This is a genomic window from Bradyrhizobium sp. Kon10 (genome assembly GCF_055807395.1).
In genome coordinates, this window is the sequence record NZ_JBVVOZ010000016.1 from 131,669 (window position 1) to 144,581 (window position 12,913).

At 65.3% G+C, this 12,913-nt stretch carries 13 protein-coding genes; 4 read left to right on the forward strand and 9 right to left on the reverse strand.

Going from position 1 to position 12,913, the window contains the following annotated elements; all coding sequences use genetic code 11:
• Position 1: 1 nt before the first annotated feature.
• The 3 genes from AC0L2O_RS22480 to AC0L2O_RS22490 are packed head-to-tail and all read right to left on the reverse strand — an operon-like array spanning position 2 to position 2,179.
• Positions 2 to 733 carry an amino acid ABC transporter ATP-binding protein gene (locus AC0L2O_RS22480; protein ID WP_473371235.1) on the reverse strand — a complete coding sequence of 244 codons (732 nt, stop codon included), beginning with the start codon at positions 731 to 733 and terminating at the stop codon, positions 2 to 4.
• On the reverse strand, positions 730 to 1,383 hold the full coding sequence (locus AC0L2O_RS22485) for an amino acid ABC transporter permease (RefSeq protein ID WP_369726123.1): 654 nt from the start codon (positions 1,381 to 1,383) through the stop codon (positions 730 to 732). Before AC0L2O_RS22485 ends, AC0L2O_RS22480 begins: the two co-directional genes overlap by 4 nt.
• Before the next feature lie 31 nt (positions 1,384 to 1,414).
• Positions 1,415 to 2,179, reverse strand: a complete 765-nt coding sequence (locus tag AC0L2O_RS22490) for an ABC transporter substrate-binding protein (protein WP_473371236.1) — start codon at positions 2,177 to 2,179, stop codon at positions 1,415 to 1,417.
• A 181-nt stretch (positions 2,180 to 2,360) separates the two neighbouring features.
• Between AC0L2O_RS22490 and AC0L2O_RS22495 the strand changes: the two genes are divergently transcribed.
• Positions 2,361 to 2,999: a helix-turn-helix domain-containing protein gene (locus tag AC0L2O_RS22495; protein ID WP_369726125.1), complete on the forward strand. Its 639-nt coding sequence runs from the start codon at positions 2,361 to 2,363 to the stop codon at positions 2,997 to 2,999.
• A gap of 99 nt (positions 3,000 to 3,098) precedes the next feature.
• On the opposite strand, the gene AC0L2O_RS22500 is transcribed toward AC0L2O_RS22495, so the two are convergent.
• Together AC0L2O_RS22500 and aptA are read right to left on the reverse strand one after the other, a co-directional pair.
• Positions 3,099 to 4,364: a D-amino acid dehydrogenase gene (locus tag AC0L2O_RS22500; RefSeq protein WP_473371237.1), complete on the reverse strand. Its 1,266-nt coding sequence runs from the start codon at positions 4,362 to 4,364 to the stop codon at positions 3,099 to 3,101.
• Positions 4,365 to 4,413: 49 nt separating this feature from the next.
• Positions 4,414 to 5,742: an omega-aminotransferase AptA gene (gene aptA, locus AC0L2O_RS22505; protein ID WP_473371238.1), complete on the reverse strand. Its 1,329-nt coding sequence runs from the start codon at positions 5,740 to 5,742 to the stop codon at positions 4,414 to 4,416.
• Between the two features lie 147 nt (positions 5,743 to 5,889).
• Between aptA and AC0L2O_RS22510 the strand changes: the two genes are divergently transcribed.
• Positions 5,890 to 6,438 carry a cupin domain-containing protein gene (locus tag AC0L2O_RS22510; RefSeq protein ID WP_473371239.1) on the forward strand — a complete coding sequence of 183 codons (549 nt, stop codon included), beginning with the start codon at positions 5,890 to 5,892 and terminating at the stop codon, positions 6,436 to 6,438.
• Between the two features lie 22 nt (positions 6,439 to 6,460).
• On the opposite strand, the gene AC0L2O_RS22515 is transcribed toward AC0L2O_RS22510, so the two are convergent.
• From AC0L2O_RS22515 to AC0L2O_RS22525, 3 genes are read right to left on the reverse strand one after another with little or no spacing between them, the layout of a single operon-like run.
• Complete coding sequence (locus tag AC0L2O_RS22515; protein WP_473371240.1) at positions 6,461 to 8,722, reverse strand: xanthine dehydrogenase family protein molybdopterin-binding subunit; 2,262 nt, start codon at positions 8,720 to 8,722, stop codon at positions 6,461 to 6,463.
• Entirely contained in the window at positions 8,709 to 9,770 is a 1,062-nt protein-coding gene (locus tag AC0L2O_RS22520) for an FAD binding domain-containing protein (RefSeq protein ID WP_473371241.1), read from the reverse strand. Before AC0L2O_RS22520 ends, AC0L2O_RS22515 begins: the two co-directional genes overlap by 14 nt.
• The gene (locus AC0L2O_RS22525; protein WP_473371242.1) at positions 9,767 to 10,264 is read right to left on the reverse strand and encodes a (2Fe-2S)-binding protein; all 498 of its coding nucleotides are present in this window, start codon (positions 10,262 to 10,264) and stop codon (positions 9,767 to 9,769) included. Before AC0L2O_RS22525 ends, AC0L2O_RS22520 begins: the two co-directional genes overlap by 4 nt.
• A gap of 241 nt (positions 10,265 to 10,505) precedes the next feature.
• Here AC0L2O_RS22525 and AC0L2O_RS22530 point away from each other — a divergent pair, with 241 nt between their 5' ends.
• Positions 10,506 to 11,144, forward strand: coding sequence for a TetR/AcrR family transcriptional regulator (locus AC0L2O_RS22530; RefSeq protein ID WP_473371263.1), 639 nt, complete (start codon positions 10,506 to 10,508; stop codon positions 11,142 to 11,144).
• A gap of 65 nt (positions 11,145 to 11,209) precedes the next feature.
• On the forward strand, positions 11,210 to 11,614 hold the full coding sequence (locus AC0L2O_RS22535; RefSeq protein WP_473371243.1) for a DUF4864 domain-containing protein: 405 nt from the start codon (positions 11,210 to 11,212) through the stop codon (positions 11,612 to 11,614).
• Here AC0L2O_RS22535 and AC0L2O_RS22540 read toward each other — a convergent pair.
• Positions 11,611 to 12,876: an MFS transporter gene (locus AC0L2O_RS22540; protein ID WP_473371244.1), complete on the reverse strand. Its 1,266-nt coding sequence runs from the start codon at positions 12,874 to 12,876 to the stop codon at positions 11,611 to 11,613. The two genes, AC0L2O_RS22535 and AC0L2O_RS22540, sit on opposite strands and share 4 nt — an antisense overlap.
• Between the last annotated feature and the right edge of the window lie 37 nt (positions 12,877 to 12,913).

A 12,913-nucleotide genomic window follows, 5' to 3' on the forward strand; every position in this document is an offset into this window, starting at 1 on the left:
ATCAGAGCGGATGCAGGACCCGGCGCAAAAAGTCCTGGGTGCGCGGATGCTGGGGTTGATTGAGCAGCGCCTTGGCCGGCCCCTGCTCGACAATGACGCCGCCGTCGATGAACAGCACGCGGTCGGCGACGTCGCGGGCAAAGCCCATCTCGTGGGTGACCACGACCATGGTCATGCCGTCGTCGGCGAGCTTGCGCATCACGCCGAGGACGTCACCGACCAGCTCGGGATCCAGCGCCGAGGTCGGTTCGTCGAACAGGATCGCCTTGGGCTGCATCGCCAGCGCACGCGCGATCGCGACGCGCTGCTGCTGGCCCCCTGAGAGCTGCGGCGGATGGGCGTCGGCCTTTTCCGCCAACCCCACTTGCGCGAGCAGCGCGCGGCCGCGCGCGAGCACCGCAGCGCGCGGCTCCTTCTTCACATAGAGCGGGCCTTCGACCACGTTCTCCAGCACCGTGCGATGCGGAAACAGGTTGAAGCGCTGGAACACCATCGAGACCTGCGTGCGGATTTTGACAATCGACGGCGCATCGCGGTCGACCTTCAGGCCTTCTAGGCTGATCTCCCCGCGATCGTAGGTCTCGAGCCCGTTGATGCAGCGCAGGATGGTGGACTTGCCTGAGCCAGACGGTCCGATGATGCAGACCACCTCGCCCTTCTGCACGGAGGCCGTGATGCCCTTGAGCACCTCGTTCTCGCCGAAGCTCTTGTGGACGTCGCTGAGCTCGATCATTTCTTGCCCGCCCGCTCCTCGAAATGGCGGACCAGCAGGATCAGCGGAATGCTCATGGTCAGATACATCAGCGCGACCATCGTGAACACGTTGGTGTTCTTGAAGGTCGAGGATGCGATCAGCTTGCCCTGAAGCGCGAGCTCGGCGACCGTGATGGTGGAGGCTTGCGAGGAATCCTTCAGCATCATGATCATGACGTTGCCGTAGGGCGGCAGCACGATGCGCACCGCCTGCGGCAGCACAACACGGCGCATGGTCAGCCACCAGCCCATGCCGATCGACTGCGCCGCCTCGATCTGCCCCTTGTCGATGGCCTCGATGCCGGCGCGGAAGTTCTCGGCCTGGTAGGCCGAGTAGGCGATGCCGAGCCCGAGGATCGCCGCCTGCAAGGCGGACAGCGTCACGCCGAGATCCGGCATCACGAAATAGAGATAGAACAACAGCACGATGATCGGAATGCCGCGGATCACGTTGATCAGGCTGGCGCTGAGCATCGACAGGACCTTGATACCGGAGACCCGCATCATCGCCCAGACCAGGCCCAGCACCGTCGAGAGCAGCAGCGAGCCGATCGTGACGATGATCGTCAGCGCGACGCCGCTCATCAGGATCGGGAAGAACTCGACGGCGTCGTGCCAAAAGCCTTTCATCAGTCAGCCTTCATCGAGCGGCTCCCGACGATCAACCCTGCGCCTTCTGGCCCCACTTCTCGAGGATCTTGTCGATGGTGCCGGCGGCCTTCAGCTTGGCAAGCGAGGCGTTGATCTTGCCGAGCAACGCGCTGTCGCCCTTGCGCACGCCGATCCCGACCGAGCCGACGGTGACGGGCTTGTAGCCGTCGACCAAACGTACCTCGGGGAAGCCGCCCTGCTTCAGATTGTAGGCGAGGATCGGATAATCGGCGTAGCCGGCCTTGAGCCGGCCGGTGTTCACGTCGCGCAGGATGTCGGGGATGGTGTCGTAGGCCTTGACCTCGGCGAACAGGCCGGACTTCTTCAGCGCGTCGACGAAGGCGGTGCCGACCTGGGCGCCGACGGTCTCGCCCTTGAGATCGTCCTGCGTGGCATAGGCCTTGGTGTCGGCCTTCGGCACCACGAGGCCTTCGCCATAGGTGTAGATCGGGTCGGAGAAATCGACGACCTCCTTGCGCGGCGCCGTGATGAACATCGCTGCCGCAATGATGTCGATCTTGCTGGAGGTCAGCGACGGGATCAGCGCAGAGAACTGCATCGGCTCGATCTGCACGTTGAAGCCGGCATCCTTGCCGATCTCGGTGACGAGATCGACCATGATGCCTTGAATGGTGTTGGTCTTGGTGTCGAGGAAGGTGAAGGGAATGCCCGTCGGCGTCGAGCCGACCTTCAGCACCTGCTGCGCGGAGGCAGGCATGGTGGCCGACATCGCGAGCGCCGCGACTGCGGCCTGGACAAAACGCTTCAACGCCATCGCATCCCCCTTTGGGTCCGGCCGCTTGCGGCGCTTGCAGATGTCATCATCGCAGACATTGCGGGCCAAGCCGTTTCAGCCTAGTTTCACCAATATGAAAATTTGGTCACACTTTGGCGCAGGAGGCAAGCGGTTTTCATGCACATGAAGGAAGCGGTTTGACGTGAGCGGTGGCAAACGAATGCGCAAACCGGCCGCCGCAAAGCCGGCGAAGCAGGTGAAGGCGATCGCGAGGCCGGCCGAGCCCGCGATGGACGTCGCGGTCGGCCGCCGCATTCGCGATCTCCGCCGCGTCAGACGGCTCTCTCTCGAAACCGTCGCAGAGCGCACCTTGCTGTCAATCGGCTTTCTCAGCCAGATCGAGCGCGGCCTGTCCTCGCCCTCGCTGCGCGTGCTGGCGACGCTCGCAGACGTCCTCGGCGTCGGGATCGCCGCGCTGTTCGGCGCGAGCCCGAGCGGCGACGCCGCATCCGATCAGGTGGTGACGCGCGGATTGCAGCGGCCCGAGCTGAAACTCTGGCGCACCGGCGTCTCCAAGCAATTGCTCAGCCCGGCCAGCGCCGACAACCGGCTCAATCTCTTCCTGGTGCATCTGGAGCCGGGAGGCTCGACCGGCGACGAGCTCTACACCCATGACGGCGAGGAAGCCGGCCTCGTGCTCGAAGGCGAGATGATGCTGAGGGTGGACAGCGAGACGTGGTCGCTGAAGACCGGCGACAGCTTTCGGTTCGCAAGCCGGAGGCCGCACCGGTTTTCCAATCCGGCCAACGACGCGAAGGCCGTGGTGCTGTGGGTGAATTGCGTGACGGGGTCGGCGTAGCGCAGCCGTCATTGCGAGCGAAGCGAAGCAATCCAGACTCTCACCGCGGAGGCATTCTGGATTGCTTCGCTTCGCTCGCAATGACGAGGGGACAGAGTGTCACCCAAACCGGTGCTGATACCGGTCCACCGTCAGCGCGCTGACATCGACATCCGGCTTCTTGCCCGACAGCATGTCCGCGAGCACGCGGCCGGAGCCGCAGGACATGGTCCAGCCGAGCGTGCCATGGCCGGTGTTGAGGTGGAGGTTGGCGTATTTTGTCGGGCCGATCACCGGCGGCCCGTCCGGCGTCATCGGTCGAAGGCCGCTCCAGAACGTCGCCTTGGAGAGATCGCCGCCGCGCGGAAACAGATCGGTCAGCGAGTGATCGAGCGTGGCGCGCCGCGCATTGTAGAGCTTGGTCGAGAAGCCGGAGATTTCGGCGGTGCCGCCGACGCGGATGCGATTGCCGAGCCGGGTGATCGCAACCTTGTAGCTTTCGTCCATGACGGTGGATTCCGGCGCACCGGAGGCGTCCTTGATCGGCACCGTGATCGAATAGCCCTTGACCGGATAGACCGGCAGCGAAATGCCGAGCGGCGCAATCAGCCGCGACGACCAGCTTCCGAGCGCCAGAACATAGGCGTCGGCCTGCAACAGGCCGGCGCTGGTCGCGACACCGGTCACGCGGGTGCCATCCGCAACGATATTGTCGATGCCGGTGTTGAACATGAAGCGCACGCCGAGCGCTTCGGCGTGCTTGGCCAAGGCCTGCGTGAACATGTGGCAGTCGCCGGTCTCGTCCTCCGGGAGCCGAAGTCCGCCGGCTAATTTCTCCTTGACGCCGGCGAGCGCCGGCTCGACCGCGATGCAGCCTTCGCGGCTCAGCAGCTCGTAGGGAACGCCATATTGCTTGAGCACGGCGATGTCGCCAGCGGTGCCGTCGAGCTGCGCCTGGTAACGGAACAGCTGGAGCGTGCCCTGCGAGCGCTCGTCATATTGAATGCCGATGTCGCGGCGGAGATCACGCAAGCAGTCGCGGCTGTATTCCGCGATCGGGATCATCCGGCTCTTGTTGATCGCGTAGCGAGCGCTGGTGCAGTTGCGCAGCATCTTGAGCAGCCAGACCCACATCACCGGATCGAGCTTCGGCCGGATCACCAGCGGGCCGTGCTTCATCAGCAGCCATTTGACCGCCTTCACCGGCACGCCGGGGCCGGCCCAGGGCGATGAATAGCCGGGCGACACCTCGCCGGCATTGGCAAACGAGGTCTCCAGCGCCGGCTCCGGCTGACGGTCGACGACCGTCACCTCGTGGCCGGCGCGCGCGAGATAATAGGCAGAGGTGACGCCGATGACACCGCTGCCGAGGATCAGAACTTTCACGCTTGGTCAAACTCCCGCGGCATCACGCCCGCCGCTGCAAGAGCAATTATCAGGCCACCCGCTTGATGGCGTCGCCCAGGATCGACACCATGTCGTCGATATGGCTCTTCTCGACGATGAGCGGCGGCGACAATGCAAAGGAGTCGCCGCTCATGCGGAAGTAAAGCCCGCGATTGAAGCAGTCGACCATGACGTCGTAGCCGCGCGCGCCGACCGCGCCGTCGCGCGACGACAGCTCGACCGCGCCCATCAGGCCGCAATTGCGGATATCGACGACGTTGGGCAGGCCCTTCAGCGTATGCAGCGCATCGCGCCAGTATTCCGCGATCGACGCACCGCGCGTGAGCAGGCCTTCGTCCTTGTAGATGTCGAGCGTCGCGATGCCCGCCGCGCAGGCCACCGGATGGGCCGAATAGGTGTAGCCGTGGAACAGCTCCATCATGTTTTCCGGACCGACCATCATAGCGTCGTGCACCTTGCGATGCGCAAACACAGCACCACAGGGCACGGTGCCATTGGTGATGCCCTTGGCCGTCGTCATCAGGTCCGGGGTCACGCCGAAGAAGTCGGCGGCGAACGGCGTGCCGAGGCGGCCGAAGCCGGTGATGACCTCGTCGAAGATCAGGAGAATGCCGTGCTTGTCGCAGATCTCGCGCAGACGCTGGAGATAGCCCTTCGGCGGCGGCAGCACTGCGGTCGAGCCCGGCACCGGCTCGACGATCACGGCCGCGATCGTCTCGGCGCCGTGCAGTCCGACCAGCCGCTCGAGATCGTCGGCGAGTTCGACGCCGTACTCAGGCTGATCCTTGGCGAAAGCGTTGCGGGTAAGATCGTGGGTGTGGCGGATGTGGTCGACGCCCGGCAGATGGGTGGCGAACGCTCGGCGGTTGGCGACCATGCCGCCGACCGACATGCCGCCGAAGCCGACACCGTGATAGCCGCGCTCGCGGCCGATCAGGCGGGTGCGGGACGCCTGGCCGTTGGCGCGGTGATAGGCGAGCGCGATCTTCAGCGCCGTATCGACCGATTCGGAGCCGGAATTGGTGAAAAAGATGCGGTCCAGGTTCTTCGGTGCGATCTCGGCGAGACGCTCGGCGAAATCGAAGGCCAGCGGATGGCCCATCTGGAACGAGGGCGCGAAATCCAGCGTCATCAGCTGGCGCTCGACCGCGGCGGCGATCTGCTTGCGGCCGTGGCCGGCATTGACGCACCAGAGGCCCGCGGAGCCGTCGATCACCTTGCGGCCGTCGACCGTGGTGTAGTGCATGCCCTCGGCCGAGGAGAACAGCCGCGGCGCCTTCTTGAACTGACGGTTGGCCGTGAACGGCATCCAGAACGAGTCGGTCTTGATGGTGTTCGGAATCTGATGAAGGGTCACGGGCCGCTCCTTTGCTGACGTGCTAGCAGAGCCACGGCTTCAGAACCGCAACAAGTCCTTTTCTGTCAACCTGCAAGCCATTGATTTGGTTAGGGCTGCCGGTCCATATTTGCGCGATCCGCAACACCTGCAACAGGGACCAGGGGCATGAGCGTCGACATCGGTGGACGGCTGCGATTCATCCGGGCGCGCCAGAAGCTGTCGCAGCGCGAGCTCGCCAAGCGCGCCGGCGTCACCAATTCGACGATCTCGCTGATCGAATCCAACCAGATGAACCCGTCGGTCGGCGCGCTCAAGCGCATCCTCGACGGCATCCCGATGGGGCTCGCCGAATTCTTCGCGCTGGAGCCGGAGATGCGGCGCAAGATCTTCTACCGCTCGGAGGAGCTGACCGAGGTCGGCAAGAAGCCGATCTCCTATCGCCAGATCGGCGACAATCTGTTCGGCCGCACCTTGCAGATTCTGAAAGAGCGTTACGAGCCCGGCAGCGACACCGGGCGCGTTCACCTGGTCCATGACGGCGAGGAAGGCGGCATCGTGATCTCCGGCAAGCTCGAGGTGACCGTCGAAGACGAGCGCCGCATCCTCAATCCCGGCGATGCCTATTATTTCGAAAGCCGCCGCCCGCACCGTTTCCGCTGCGTCGGCGGCAAGCCGTGCGAAGTGATCTCGGCCTGCACGCCGCCGACGTTTTGAGGCGGCGGCAGGCCGAACGGCTTCAAAGCTGCGTCAACAGATCCTCGATCTTGATCGGGAAACGACGCACCCTCACCCCCGTCGCATGCCAGACGGCGTTGGCGACCGCGCCGGCGCTGCCGGTGATGCCGATCTCGCCCACGCCCTTGATGCCGAGCGCATTCACATGCGGGTCGTGCTCCTCGACCGTGATCACGTCGAGCGGCGGCACGTCGGCATTCACGGGGACGTGGTACTCGCCGAGATTGGCGTTCATGATCCTCCCGCTGCGGCGATCGGTGATGGCTTCCTCGTGCAGCGCGAACGACATGCCCCAGATCATGCCACCGAACAGCTGGCTCTGCACCATGCGCGGATTGACGATGCGGCCCGCGGCGAAGGCACCGACCATGCGGGTGACGCGGATCTGGCCGAGCTCGGGATCGACCTTCACCTCCGCGAACACCGCGCCGTGGGCGTGCATGGCATATTCCTCCATCGCCGCCGGATTCGGCGCGCCGGTGCCGCGTGCCTCGACCTCGGCCACGCCCGCACGCGCGAGGATCTCGGCATAGCTTTCGCTGCGGCTGTCGTCGTCGCGACGGATCAACCTGCCGTCGCGCGCGATGACGCCGGTATTGCCGGCGCCGAACAGCGGCGAGCGCTCGTCGTTGGTGGCGAGATCGGCGAGTTTTGCAATCACGGCCGCGCCGGCGCTGTGGATCGCAGCACCCGCGGTCGCGGTATGCGCGGAACCGCCGGCGATGCCGGCGTCGGGCAGGTCTGACGTACCCGCCTTGAACGCGACGCGGTCGATATCGAGTCCGAGTTCGTCGGCCGCGATTTGCGCCAGCGCGGTCCAGGCGCCCTGTCCCATGTCATGCGCGCCGATCTCCATGACGCCGGAGCCGTCGCGGCGAAGAACGGCACGGGCCTCGGCCTGGAACATCAGCGCCGGGAACGTCGCGGTGCCCATGCCCCAGCCGACCAGGAGGCCGGCATCGTCGCGCATCTGCCGCGGCTGGAGCGGTCGCTTCGTCCAGCCGAAACGCGCCGCGCCTTGCTCGTAGCAGGCCCGCAACGCTTTGGACGAAAACGGCTTGCCCGTGATCGGCTCGACCTCCGCATAGTTCTTCAGGCGAAAGGCCAGCGGATCGATGCCGCAGGCCCAGGCCATCTCGTCGATCGCGCTCTCCAGCGCAATCGAGCCGGTCGCCTCGCCGGGTGCGCGCATGAACAGCGGCGTGCCTGTGTTTACGCGCACGGCATCGTGCGAGGTGCGGATCGCAGGCGCCGCATAGAGGGTGTGCGAGGCATCGGCAGCCGGCTCATAGAAGTCGTCGAAGGTGCTCGTGACAGTCCGGGCATGATGATCCAGCGCGGTCAGGCGTCCTTCAGGGTCGGTACCGATACGCAGCCGCTGACGGGTCGGCGCGCGATGGCCGACCGGGCCATACATCTGCTCGCGGCGCAGCACGAGCTTGACCGGCTTGCCGACAAGCTTTGCGGCCATGATGCCGAGCACCGGCGGACCGGCCATGAGGCCCTTGGACCCGAAGCCGCCGCCGAGGAATGGGCTGCGGATGTGGATCTTGTCGTGCGCGATACCGAACAGTTCGGCGACCCGCGCCAGCGACAGCATGAGACCCTGAGTCGGCATGTCGATCTGCAGACTGTCGCCGTCCCATGCAGCCACGACCGCATGCGGCTCCATGGCGTTGTGATATTGCGGCGGCGTCACGTAAGTCGCGTCGATCTGTTTCTCGGCCGAGGCAAGCCCCGCCTCGACATCGCCGCGGTGATTTTCCGCGGGGTTGCCGACGCCCACGACCGGCGGCACAAAGCTTTCACCAGCATCGAGCCCGACAAGCGCAGGCAGCGTCTCATAGCGCGGCGTCAGCAGCGCCGCGCCTTCGGTCGCAGCCTCCAGCGTCTCGGCGATCACGACGGCGATCGGCTGGTTGACGTAGCGAACCTCGTCGCTCTGCAACACCTCCATGCGGAACACAAACGGGTTGGTCTTGACTTCAGGGTCGATCGCCAGCGGCGGCTTGTGCTCCGTGGTCATGACATCGACCACGCCGGGATGGCCCTTAGCGGCGGCGACATCGAGCGAGACCACGCGTCCGCGCGCGATGCTTGAGACCGCCATCACCGCGAACAGCATCCCGGGCGGATGATTGTCGGCGGCGTACGTCGCCTGTCCCTTCACCTTGAGCACGCCGTCGCGGCGAGTCAGCGGCTGGCCGATGTTGGAGCCGTGGCGCAGATGAGCGGGAGCGCTGGTGAGATTAAGCTCGGGCATGAACGGCTCCGGAGGTCGAGGCAAAAGGAGAGGCTGGCAGCGCCGGCAGGCGCGCCGGCGTACCGGCAGCGGCCAGCGTCAGCGCGCGCACGACGATGCGGCGCGCGAGCTCGATCTTGAAGGCGTTGTCGCCGGACGGTTTTGCGTCGGCGAGCGCGCGCCAGGCGGCTTCCTGGAAGGCGTCCGCCGTCGGTGCGACACCCTTGAGCACATCTTCGGCAGCGCGGGCGCGCCAGGGCTTTGCAGCAACGCCACCCAGCGCAAGCCGTGCTTCCGCGATGTTGCCGTTCTCGATCCGCAACGCCGCGGCGGCCGAGACGACGGCAAAGGCATAGGAGGTCCGCTCGCGAACCTTGAGATAGCGCGCATGCGCCGCGAACCTGCGTGCCGCAGGCGGCAGACGCACCGCAATGATGAGGTCGCCGGGTTCGAGGGCCGAGTCTCGCTCGGGCGAGCTGCCCGGCAATCGGTGCAGTTCGTCGAGCGCGATCTCGCGCCGGCCGCTTCTGCCCTCGATCTCGACAATGGCATCGAGCGCGACCAGCGGCACGCAAAAATCCGAGGGATGCGTGGCGATGCAGCTCTCGCTCCAGCCGAGCACGGCGTGGGTCCGGTTCTCGCCTTCGCGCGCATCGCAACCGCTGCCGGCTTCGCGCTTGTTGCAGCGGCTGGCCGTGTCGTAGAAATAGGCGCAGCGCGTTCGTTGCAGAAGATTGCCGCCCACGGTGGCGGCGTTGCGGAGTTGCGCGGAGGCACCCGACAGCAGCGCTTCCGCAACGGCGGGATAGGACTTCGCGAACTCTGTGTCATGGGCAAGATCGGCATTGCTCACCAGCGCGCCGATGCGCACGCCGCCGTCGGCGAGATGCTCGATCCCGTCGAGCCCTTCGAGGTGCGTGAGGTCGACCAGGCGATCCGGACGGCTGATGCCCCCCTTCATCAGATCGAGCAAATTGGTGCCGGCGGCGAGATAGACCGTGCCCGGCTGGGCCGCGGCGGCAACGGCCTCTGCGACCGTTGCGGGCCTGACGTAATCGAACTGTTTCATGCGGAGCGCCTCCGGTTGGCTTCATCGGTCCCGGCCTGCGCTTCGAGCACGGCATCGACGATGCCGGCATAGGCGCCGCAGCGGCACAGATTGCCGCTCATGCATTCGCGGATACGTTCGGGGTCGGCGCCGGCCTGGCCTTCGCGCATCATGCCGATCGCGCTCATGATCTGGCCGGGCGTACAGAAGCCGCATTGAAATCCGTCATGGGCGATAAAGGCGGCCTGCACCGGGTGCAGTTGGTCGCCGCGCGCGACGCCTTCGATGGCGAGGATGTCGGCGCCGTTGTGGCTGATGGCGAGTGCCAGGCAGGAGTTGATGCGCTTGCCGTTGACGAGAATGGTGCACGCCCCGCACTGGCCGCGGTCGCATCCCTTCTTGGTTCCGGTCAGATGGAGGCGCTCACGCAGGAGATCGAGCAGCGTCACGCGCGGATCGTCGAGGACGAATTTGCGCGGCGCACCGTTCACGGTGAGGCTGATGGAGTGGTTCATACAAGGCTCCGATCAGAAATGGACATGACTCATCGCGCAGCGCGCCATGCCGTGGCCGCCGTCGATTCGAGCGCCCCCGAACATGTTCCGGGCCAACGCCTCAGCGAAGATACGGAGGCACCCTCCGCTTAACAAGGGTCGTCAAAGAATTATTTGGAATTCGTCAAAAGCCCGCGGACAGACAACGCGATCGGGCCCTGCAAGGGTTCAATCTAACCAATTCGTGATCTACATTAGGGTGATGGACGATCACGCCGACCAGATCCGCAAGCCTCGCGCCGATGCCGTGCGCAATCGTGAACGCGTGCTCGAGGCGGCAAAGGTCGTGTTCAACGCCGGCGGCCCGGAAGCGAGCCTGGAGGCCGTGGCAAAACGCGCCGGTGTCGGCATCGGCACGCTCTATCGGCATTTCCCGACGCGCGAGGACTTGTACGAGGCGGTGTACCGGCGCGAGGTCGGGCAGCTCAGCGAGTTCGCCGAGCGTCTGCGAAGCGCCAAGGATCCGGTCGATGCGCTGCGGCGCTGGCTGAGTTCCACGGTCGAGTTCATTGCCACCAAAAAAGGCATGTCGGCCGCGCTGGCGCTGACGTTCCAGAGCTCGTCGGAGCTCGCGGCGTTCTCGATGGATCGTCTGACCAAGGCGATCGGCTCGCTGCTCGATCGCGCCGTGGCAGCCGGCGAGATGCGCGCCGACATCAGCCCGGAAGACCTGCTCAGGGCCCTGATCGGCATGTGCTACATGCATGATCAGCCCGGCTGGCAAGCATCGGTCCTGCGGATGCTCGACGTGTTCGTCGACGGGCTGCGCCTGCAGGCGGGCACCAAGGCGAAATCGCGCGCGGCCAAACCGGCGAAGACGGCGACAAAACGCAAGCGATAGCGCGTCCCGCCTTTCCCAAAGTCGTGCTAGGGTCGCGACCGTCGGATATCAACGCGGAGCCTGCCATGCGCATCGCAGTCTTGCTCGTCGCTCTCACTGTGGCTGTCAGCCCCTCCGCATTCGCCGACGATGTCACAACGGCACAGGGTGTGATCCGCGCCCAGGAGCAAGCCTTCGGCCACGACGATGCGGCCGCCGCCTATTCCTACGCCGCGCCCGCGATCAAGCAGATCTTTCCGGCGCCCGACATCTTCATGTCCATGGTGCAGAACGGCTACCCGCCGGTGTACCGGCACAGGAGCTTTGAGTTCGGCGACAGCAAGAGCGAAGGCAACTCGATTGCCCAGCACGTCCACATCATTGATGCCGATGGCGAGGCCTGGGAGGCGCTCTATACGCTCGAGCAACAGCCAGACGGCAGCTACAAGATCACGGGTTGTTCGCTGTTGAAAGCCGGACAGGCGGTTTAGGTCGCGAACCCCGGTCCGGTCCTGACTGCATTCATTCGCGAACGGATCAGCAGCGTCAGGACGATCAAGACATTGAGGGCGTTCCACGCCACGCCATTGGCAAAGGCAGCCGCATAGGAACCGGTGGCATCAAAAATCACGCCGGAAACCCAGCCGCCGAAGGACATGCCGAACACCGACGCAAAGATCACGATGCCGACGCGGGTTGCGGCTTGGCTGGCCGGCATCGCCTCGCGCACGATGATGGCATAGCTCGGCACGATCCCGCCCTGAAACAGGCCGAACATCGCGGAGATCAGATAGAGCGAGGTCAGGCTGTCGAAGAACAGGTAGAACGCCAGCGCAAAACCCTGGGCCACCGATCCGATCAGCAATGTCGGGATGCCGCCGATCTTGTCGGCGAGATAGCCCGAGCCGATGCGGCTGACGATGCCGCAGCCCATCATCAGCGACAGCATTTCGGCGCCGCGCGCGACGCCGAAGCCGAGATCGCCGCAATAGGCGACGATATGGACCTGCGGCATCGCCATCGCCACGCAGCAGGCGACAGAGGCGATCGAGAGCAGCACCGTCAGCGTGTTGGTCGAGAGCTTGAGATCGACGCGCGGCGGCGGCGCGTTGGCGTGATTGCGAACCTTGTCGTCGCCCATCTGCGAACGCAGGACCAGCACGAGGACCGTCATCAGGCTGGCGCAGACGAGACCTATGCCGATGTGAGTATAGCGCCAGCCGATGGTCTGGATGCCGAAGCTCACGATCGGCGGCCATATCGTGCCGGCAACGTAATTGCCGCTCGCGACGATGGTCACGGCAAGCCCGCGATAGCGCTCGAACCAGTGCGAGGCCTCGGCCATGAGCGGCGCGAAGGTCGCCGAGGTGCCGAGGCCGATCAGGAAATAGGCGGCGACGAACTGCCAGAGATGCGTCGACAGTCCCGCCAGCACATTGGCGATGCCAAGGAACGCGATGCTGATCGCCATCGCCTGCACGATGCCGAACCGATCGGTGATCCTGCCGGCGATCACGCCACCGAGCCCGAAACCGAACATCATGAGGGTGAAGGCCAGCGACACCGCGCCGCGCGAGGCAGCGAACTCAGCCTGCACCACGGGAATCACGACGACGACCGCCCACATGCCGACGGCACCGATCGAGCCGATCACAAGCGCGATGAGGAGCCGCACCCAGGCCTGACGCGAGTCGGGAGTGAAAGCGGAAGGTTTCTGTTCCGGATGATTTGGTGCGTACACGGCCGGGACCATGTTCGCTGATCGCCTCACGGTCAAGCATCGTGCCGCG